This window comes from Amycolatopsis circi, from assembly GCF_003385235.1.
GTDB lineage: Bacteria > Actinomycetota > Actinomycetes > Mycobacteriales > Pseudonocardiaceae > Amycolatopsis > Amycolatopsis circi.
Window position 1 is genome coordinate 23369 of the sequence record NZ_PQIA01000123.1, and the last position, 6801, is coordinate 30169.

A 6801-nucleotide genomic window follows, 5' to 3' on the forward strand; every position below is an offset into this window, starting at 1 on the left:
GCGTTCTCGTGCGTGAACCAGCTCTCGTCCCCCGCCTCCGCCCGTTCGCCTCGACGGTCTTCGCGGAGATGACCGCGCTCGCCGTCCGGCACGACGCGGTCAACCTCGGCCAGGGCTTTCCGGACACCGACGGGCCCGCCGGAATGCTCGAAACGGCGAAGAACTCGCTGTTCGGCGGCGACAACCAGTACCCGCCGGGGCCGGGCCGCCCGGAGCTGCGCGCCGCGATCAGCCGGCACCGCCAGCGCTACGGAGCCAGCTACGACCCGGACACCGAGATCCTGGTCACCGCGGGCGCGACCGAGGCCATCGCGGCGACGCTGATCGCGCTGACCGAGTCCGGCGACGAGGTGATCGTGGTCGAGCCGTACTACGACTCGTACGCCGCCGCGGTCGCGATGGCGGGCGCGCAGCGGCGCGTGATCGGGCTCGTCGAAACTGAGAACGGACAGCTCGAACTCGACCTGGACGCCCTCCGCGACGCAATCACGCCGAACACTCGCGCCGTGCTGCTGAATTCACCGCACAACCCGACCGGCACGGTGTTTTCGCGCGCGCAGCTGGAGGAGGTCGCGCGGCTGTGCGTCGAACACGACCTCATCGCGGTCACCGACGAGGTCTACGAACACCTGGTTTTCGACGGAGCCGAGCACCTTCCGCTCGCGTCGTTCCCGGGGATGCGCGAGCGAACCGTCGCGATCTCAAGCGCGGGCAAGACGTTCAACTGCACCGGCTGGAAGATCGGCTGGATCTGTTCCACACCGGAGCTGGTCGCCGCGGTGAAGGCAGCGAAGCAGTTCATCACCTTTGTCTCGGGTGGACCGTTGCAGCCAGCCGTCGCGTACGCGCTCGACAACGAACTTGAGTGGGTCGAAAACCTGCGCACGAGCCTGCAGGAGAAGCGCGATCGGTTGTCCGCCGGTCTTGCCGATGCGGGTTTCGCAGTCCGACCGAGTGCGGGGACCTACTTCGTGACGGCTGACGTGCGTCCGCTCGGCTTCGAGGACGCCGCCGAACTCGCTTGGACGCTGCCGGAACGCGCCGGAGTCGCCGCGGTACCCGTAAAGGTGTTCACGGATCACCCGGACGAGTGGAAACACTTGTTGAGGTTCGCGTTCTGCAAGCGCAACGAGGTGATCGACGAAGCGGTCGAACGCCTGCGGAAACTCGTCTGACGACTGCGGTCCGGCCCCGGTTTGGTGCTGCGGCAACGGGGACACCGAGAGTGGCCCCGGGCCGAAACATCGGGTCAACGCCCGAATTCGCGCCGTCGGACGGCCGCCCGGATGGCCGCATCAGCCCCGGTTGAGGCGACGCTGGGTGATCGACTAGGGCGGATCGGACACCGGAGCCGGTGCGGACGTTCCGCCTTACGGGGTGGATCGAGCGCGGGAGAGATGAAACACTCGCGTCCGGTGCTAGAAAGAGGGCAGCCCCGGGGGACCTGCGACCTGGCCGGAAGAGAGCCCCAGCAAGATCAGCCTCGTGCGGTGGGCCGCATGAGCTTCAGGCGCGGACGGTGGTGGTGGCGTGACCGGCATGGCGACCCCGCGCGGCCTCGCACCTTCCGCGACGTCCGGCGCAAGCGCCAGCCCGCTCGGGAGCACGGGTTCCGCGCTCCTGGGAATGGCCGACCGCGCTGAGCGGAATTCCTCTTTCGCGCGCGCGGGCGCGCGACGACGGCCACGCGCCTGGGCAGCACCGCTCGCTCGGCCTGCCGCTCGGATCGCCGTCGCCGGCGGGCTCACCTTGGCCGGATGGCTGCTCGGCGCGGCGTTGTCGCAGGCGAACGCGGCGACGGACGACCAGTGCGACCACGCCGACCGTCCGGCCGCTTCCGCGCATGACACCGAACCGGAGCACCGGTACGCCGGAACGGCCACGTCCGGCACGCTCACCTGGGCCATGCCCGGCACGGCGACCGGCGCGAAACGCGCCTCCCTGCACCGGTTCCAGGTCTCCGCCCACGACTACCGGCCGGACGTGAGCTTCCGGCCGGTCAGGTCGGCCGGAAGCGACCCGGGCACGCAGAACCCGGCCAGCCACGTTTCCCGGCCCGAGCCCGCGGCCAAGGCCGCCAAGCCCGCCAAGCCTCCGGTCAGGACAAAGCACCACGCCCCGGCGAGCGACCCCGCGCCCGAGGCCACCAGCCAGCCCGGCCTGCTCAGCGGCAAACCCGAGCAGAGCAGCACCAGCAGCGACCCCCGGCCCGGTCTCCTCAGCAGCATCAGCAGCGCGTCCCGGCCCGGCCTGCTCAGCACCGCCAGCCACGAACCTCAGCAGGGACTCCTCGGCGGCCTGCTCGGCGGGTCCGGCCCGGGTCTCCTGGACGGCCTGCTCGGCAGCCCCGATCGCAACCAGCCAGGGCTCCTCGACGGCATCCTCGGAACTGTCGACGACACCGTCGACACGGCCCTGCACACCACCGTCACCTCGGTCGATGTCGTGCTCGACACCGCGCCGGTCCGGGTCGTCGAGCAGCCGGTCCGCCCGGTCGAGCCCGCGCCATCGGCCAGCGGCTCGATCACCGCCTCCGTCCCGGCGACCAAGCTGGCGAAAGAACCGGAAGCGCCGGTTGCCGGGACGGTCAGCAAGCAGGCCCCCGCAGTCGCGCACGTCGCGCCCGCCCGATTCCTCACCGCAACGCCTGCCGACAAGCAGGAAACCCAGCCCGCGCCGCCGGCCAAGGAACGCAGCCAGGCCGGCGGCGGCAGCAGCGGTGGCGGCGAAGGCCTCCCCGCAGCACCGGCCGCGCCTGCCGCGCCCGCGTCGACTGTCTCGCCGGCACACGACGGTTCCGGCGGCCTGCGCCAGCTGTTCGCGCTGACCGGCGACGGCGACACCGTGACTCAGCTCAAGCTCATCGGCGTCAGCCGCGACCACGAGGTCGACGGCGCGGGCAGGGACGCCGCCCTGCCGACCACCTCCCCGGACTGACCGCTCGACCGGTTATCCGGGGAGAGCTGCGTCCACGTCAAGATCAACTTCTTGATCGCGCGCGCCCGTTCGCTGCGCCGGGCTCACCCCTTCGCACCAATGCCACTTCGAACCAGGGGCTGAACCATGACCGCACTTCCCGACCGGCCGACCGCGCCCGGCCGGATCGGGTCCCGGTCCCGGCGCCGCGCTGCCCCCGCGGCGCCGGGACCCATCACGGGCGTGCTCCGGAGGCTTTCGCTCACCGCGCCGAGCGAGGGCCTGCGCCAACCGAAGCCCGCCTGAACCGAGGGCGCTTCCCGGCACTTCGAGGGGCTGTGCCGGGAAGCGCCTCGGACGATCGGCCGGTGCGCCGGACAGGTGACCGCCACCCTCCCTGGAGTGGCTGGATCCCGTCCGGTGCACCGGCTGTTCATTTTCCCGGGGTCGTGAGTGGCAATCCCGGTTAGAACCGGGATTGCCACTCACGACCCCCGCTACGTCACCGGCACCCGTTCCGCGAGCACGTCCGCGCAGCCGCGCACCGAAGCCGCCGCCGCGCTCACTCGCCGCACCGCCTCGGGCAACTGCTCCCGCGGCAGCCCGAACGGCAGCCGCAGCCAGCGTTCCAATCCGCCGTGCACCCCGAACCTCGACCCGGGCGCGATTTGCACGCCGTGGTTCGCCGCTGACACTGCCAGTCGCGTGCTCATCGGCTCCGGCAACCGGCACCACACCGACAATCCGCCGGATGGCACCTCGAATGTCCACTCTGGACAGTACTTGCGCAGCGCCGCGACCGTGATGTCCCGCTGCTCCCGGAATTCCGTACGCCGCCGGGCAAGCACGTCGTAACCTTCCGGTTCCAGCAGCGCCGCCAGCACGAGCTGGTCGAACACCGGCGCGCCGAGATCGACCGCGAACCGCGACGACTGCAGCCGGTCCAGCAAATCCGTCGAGGCCCGGATCCAGCCCAGCCGCAACCCGCCCCACTGCGATTTGGCCGCCGATCCGACGCTCAGCACCAAATCCCCGCCGAAAGCGGCCAGCGGCGGCGGACCGTCGACCGGATCGCCCTCGTAATCCAGTTCCACCAACGATTCGTCGACCACGACCGGCGTCCGCGACCGGGCGAGCAACCCGCCGAGCCGTTCGCGCCCGGCCGCGTCGAGGCGCAGTCCGGTCGGATTCTGGAAGTCCACCACGAGGTAGCCGAACCGAGGCGCGGCCTGACGCAGCGCGGCTTCGATGCCGGGCAAATCCCAGCCGTGCACCGGGTCGAGCGCGACCGGCACCGGCAACGCGTGCGTCGCGCGGACGGCGTCGATGGCATTCGGATACGTCGGCTGCTCGAGCAACACCCGGTCGCCCGGCCCGGTCAACATCCGCAGGCACAACACAAACGCGGAGTACGCGCCGGACGTCACTAGCACCTGGTCCGGCGAGGTCGGCAACCCACGCGCGGTGTAGCGCTCGGCGATCCGCTCGCGCAGCCGCGGCAGTCCGCCGGTGAGATAACCGTTGCCGCTGACGTACTCGACCAGGTCGCGCCGCGCGGTGTCGAACGCAGCCATCAGTCCGGGCACGGCGGGCGGTGCGGCCCGTGCGAGGTCGAGGAGGTCGTCGCGAACCGCATCGGCCTCGTCGCGGCTTCCGACCCCGGCCACCCACGACCCGGCTCCGCGGCGGCTGGCGACGAGGCCGTCCGCGCGGAGCCGGTCGAGCGCCGCACCGATGAGCGTGCGGCTGACGCCGAGCGCGTCGGCGAGTTCGCGCTCGGCGGGCAGCCGGGTGCCGATCGGCAACTGCCCGTCGAGCACGTGCAACTCGACCGCCGCGGCGAGGTCGGACGCACCCTGCCGGGAGCCACGCTGCCGCCATTCCCCCAGCAATGTGGCCAATCGACGTCCTGAGATGCGTCCACCGAGCGGTTCCATAAGGCCAATTATTGCGCATTGGCCATGGCATACGAGGCCAGTTGTCGCCAATAGTGGAGAAGTGGCAGCTATCGACCTCAGTCCGCTCAGCATCCGCCGATCCCCCGCGCGCCGGGGCGCCCAGTTGTTCGCCGGTCTCGCGCTTTACGGCGCGAGCATGGCCATGCTCACCCGAGCACGCCTCGGCCTGGACCCGTGGGATGTGCTGAACGACGGTCTGACCAAGATCACCGGACTGTCGTTCGGCACGATCAGCGCCGTCGTGGCGGTTTTCGTGCTGCTGCTGTGGATCCCGCTGCGGCAGCGCCCCGGCATCGGCACCGTCGCGAACATCGCGGTGATCGCGGTGGCCGTCGACGCCGTACGCGCCGTGCTACCCGAGCAGCACGTGCTCGTCTGGCAGATCCTGATGCTGGTCGGCGGCGTAGTCCTGAACGCCGTCGCGACCGCGGTGTACGTCGGAACCCGCCTGGGCCCCGGCCCGCGAGACGGCCTGATGACCGGCCTGCATGCCCGCACGGGTTGGTCGGTGCGCCTGGTCCGGACCGGCATCGAGGTGCTGGTCCTCGCCGCAGGCTGGCTGCTGGGCGGTTCGGTCGGCGTCGGAACAGTCCTGTACGCCCTCAGCATCGGCCCGCTGACCCAGGCGCTGCTCCCCCTGGTCACTTGGCGCACCGGGCCGCACCAGCGAGAACAGCATTAACGCTTGCCGACGGCCTGCCGAACCGCCGGATAATCGATCCCACGCGCGGCGAGGAAGTCAGCGACCGGACCGCGCTGTTTGACCAACGCGAGCAGCAGATGCTCCTGCCCGAGATGCTTGTCGCCGAGATCCTGCGCCTCCCGCACGCTCATCTGCAGCGCGTCCTTGGCGTCGGAGGTGAACGGCAAGTGGTTGCGCCGAGTACGCCGCCCAGCCTCGGCAAGCGCGCCCGGCCCGTGCGTCTGCTCGACCCGCTCGACAATCTGATCGACGTCGATGCCGAACTCGGTGAGCGCCTCGGCATCGGCGTCGCTGATCCCACCGCGTCGGCGTACCCGGGCAAGCTCAGCGAAGACGTCGTCGCGCGACACCCCGAGCACCCGCAGCAGCCGCACCGCCTCGCCGTTTTCAACCCGCGCCAACCCAGCGAAAACGGCCTGCACGGAAATCTCGTGCGCCCCAGCCTCGTGCGCCGCCGCCTGCGCCTCGACCACCGCTCTCCGGGCATCATGGGTGAACTTCTCGAACATCAATGCCTCCCGTACTTCTTGTGCACGGCCTGCCGGCTGACCCCCAACTCGGCCGCGATGTCCTGCCAAGACCAGCCGTGCATGCGCGCGCTGCGCACCTGCACCGCCTCCAACTGCTCCAGCAACCGCCTAAGCGCCGCTACCGCCCGAAGCCCCACCCGGGGATCGCGGTCACCAGCGCGAGCGGCCAGATCCGTCGCTTCCGTCATGATGTCAATCTAAGTTGACACCCCGACCCTTGTCAACTCCAGTTGACATCCCGTCCGTGAGGGCCACCTTCACGGACTCTGAGTCCCTCAGGGTTCCCCTCACGACCCTCCGCAGTCCGTGAGGGACCCCTTCACAGCCTTAGATTCCCTCAAGGAGCCCTTCACGGACCACCCACCCAAACCGCAACCAACGCACCCACCCAGCGAGGCACCCAGCTCCTCCCCCGCACCCCGATACGAAGCCTCCCTGCGGTTCGGGGGTGCTTGTCAAGGCATCTTTCCCGCCTTGACAAGCACCCCCGAACCGTCAGCACAATGGGCAACGGGGTGCCCCACGCAACCAACGGGCGCAATGTCGCCGCCAGGCGACGAGCCGCCCACCCAAGACCACCCGAGCTACAGTCGACCCGTGCCCGAGATTTCGACCGCCGAGAGAGCCGGTGTCGGTTCCGACGGCCACCCCCGCCCAACCGAAGACCACGTCGCCCTCCTCCCCCAGGCCATCC

6 protein-coding genes are annotated in these 6801 nt (G+C 70.4%); 3 read left to right on the forward strand and 3 right to left on the reverse strand.

Going from position 1 to position 6801, the window contains the following annotated elements; all coding sequences use genetic code 11:
- Window positions 1-8 precede the first annotated feature (8 nt).
- The gene (locus D0D37_RS36320) at window positions 9-1175 is read left to right on the forward strand and encodes a pyridoxal phosphate-dependent aminotransferase (protein ID WP_116205105.1); all 1167 of its coding nucleotides are present in this window, start codon (window positions 9-11) and stop codon (window positions 1173-1175) included.
- 451 nt (window positions 1176-1626) lie between these two features.
- On the forward strand, window positions 1627-2937 hold the full coding sequence (locus D0D37_RS47605) for a hypothetical protein (RefSeq protein ID WP_208720301.1): 1311 nt from the start codon (window positions 1627-1629) through the stop codon (window positions 2935-2937).
- Between the two features lie 476 nt (window positions 2938-3413).
- Here D0D37_RS47605 and yczR read toward each other — a convergent pair whose 3' ends face one another.
- Window positions 3414-4853, reverse strand: coding sequence for a MocR-like transcription factor YczR (yczR, locus tag D0D37_RS36330; RefSeq protein ID WP_116205106.1), 1440 nt, complete (start codon window positions 4851-4853; stop codon window positions 3414-3416).
- A 61-nt stretch (window positions 4854-4914) separates the two neighbouring features.
- On the opposite strand from yczR, the gene yczE reads away from it, so the two are divergent.
- Window positions 4915-5556, forward strand: coding sequence for a membrane protein YczE (gene yczE / locus D0D37_RS36335; protein ID WP_116205107.1), 642 nt, complete (start codon window positions 4915-4917; stop codon window positions 5554-5556).
- Here yczE and D0D37_RS36340 read toward each other — a convergent pair.
- The gene (locus tag D0D37_RS36340; protein ID WP_116205108.1) at window positions 5553-6086 is read right to left on the reverse strand and encodes a Clp protease N-terminal domain-containing protein; all 534 of its coding nucleotides are present in this window, start codon (window positions 6084-6086) and stop codon (window positions 5553-5555) included. The genes yczE and D0D37_RS36340 overlap by 4 nt on opposite strands.
- Window positions 6086-6295, reverse strand: a complete 210-nt coding sequence (locus D0D37_RS36345) for a hypothetical protein (protein ID WP_009071860.1) — start codon at window positions 6293-6295, stop codon at window positions 6086-6088. Before D0D37_RS36345 ends, D0D37_RS36340 begins: the two co-directional genes overlap by 1 nt.
- Window positions 6296-6801 lie beyond the last annotated feature (506 nt).